This is a genomic window from Pseudogracilibacillus sp. SO30301A (genome assembly GCF_037072025.1).
GTDB lineage: Bacteria > Bacillota > Bacilli > Bacillales > Amphibacillaceae > Pseudogracilibacillus.
This window is the reverse complement of record NZ_JAXHDD010000133.1, coordinates 1-1,363: the sequence shown is the minus strand read 5'-3', so window position 1 is coordinate 1,363 and position 1,363 is coordinate 1. Positions and strand designations below refer to the sequence as shown.

Genomic DNA, 1,363 nt, shown 5'->3' with positions numbered 1-1,363 from the left:
TGTATATGGTAATCTAAAAATGAACCATCATCGCACTTGAAAATTGAACCACTTCGGTAGAAAATAGCCTTAGCGAGAAGCTAAGGGGGATTATTGGAGTGATTACATTGAAAGAGAAACAGACAATCATAAAATTACATTTGGAGGGGGTTAGTGAAAGAGAGATTTCAAGAAGAACTAAGAAAGCTAGAAATACTGTACGTAAATATATTAGGGAGTATGAAGAAAGCAGGTACAAGGATGTTCGTGACCTACCGAGCACGGAGGAGATTTTGAAATCACCTACCTATAAAAAGAGAAAGGGAAAAAAGAAAGTATTAACTGAAGAAATTAAAAATATTTTACGTGGCTACATCAAAGAAAATGCGTGGAAAAGAGAGCATTATATGCGAAAGCAACAAATGAAAATGATAGATATGCATGAAAAGTTAATAGACGCAGGTTTTACTATCAGCTATACAACTGTTCGTAACTTCGTAAATAATGAAGTAGCCAAAGTAAAAGAAGTTTATATTCGTAGACATTGTGAACCAGGCTATGAAGTGGAATTTGACTGGGGAGAATTAAAATTAGAGATTGATGGAAAAATAAAAAGTTATTCTCTTGCCGTGTTCACTTTGGCCTATGGTAATTATCGATTTGCGAGGATTTATGAATCAGAGTCCCAGGTTTGTGTCCTGGATGTTCATGCACGATTTATTGAAGAAATAGGCTTTATACCTTCGGTATTCACATATGACAACATGAGAACCGTCGTTAAATCATTTGTTGGTAATGAAAAGAAAATAACTGACAGTATGACAAATTTATCTAATTATTATCAATTTAAGATTCGATTATGTGAACCAAGAAAAGGGAATGAAAAGGGTCATGTTGAACGAAGTGTTGAATTTATTAGACGAAAGGCATTTTCATCAGAATTTTCTTTTACTAGTTTACAAGAGGCCGAAGATCATTTGAGAAACATATTACTTAAGCTAAATAATCGTAATCATTATGAACATAAAGTGAAACAAATTGATTTAATGGAAAAAGAAAAAGCAGTTTCAAGGCCGGCTATTCCCCCATTTGATTGCGCAGAATTGGTTGAATGCCGAGTGGACAAATACAGCACAGTAGTTATTAGACAAAATCATTACTCCGTTCCCGAAGGTCATGTAGGAAAATATATTAAAGCAAAGGTTGGTGCAAGAGAGGTTAGATTATTTATCGACGGAAAATTGGTAGCAGTACATACACGCAACTGGGGGCTACATCAATGGATTATGGATATAAACCACTATTTAGAAACATTCCAAAAGAAAAAAGGTGCTATTGCTCAAAGTGAAGCTTTAAGGCAAGCACCAACAAAAATTAAAAATCT

Annotated in this window: 1 protein-coding gene; it reads left to right on the top strand. The window is 34.3% G+C overall.

Features of this window, described 5'->3' with window-relative positions:
* Positions 1 to 107 precede the first annotated feature (107 nt).
* Positions 108 to 1,363: IS21 family transposase (gene istA, locus SPD89_RS22765; protein WP_442961227.1), on the top strand; the 1,256-nt coding region annotated here is incomplete at its 3' end.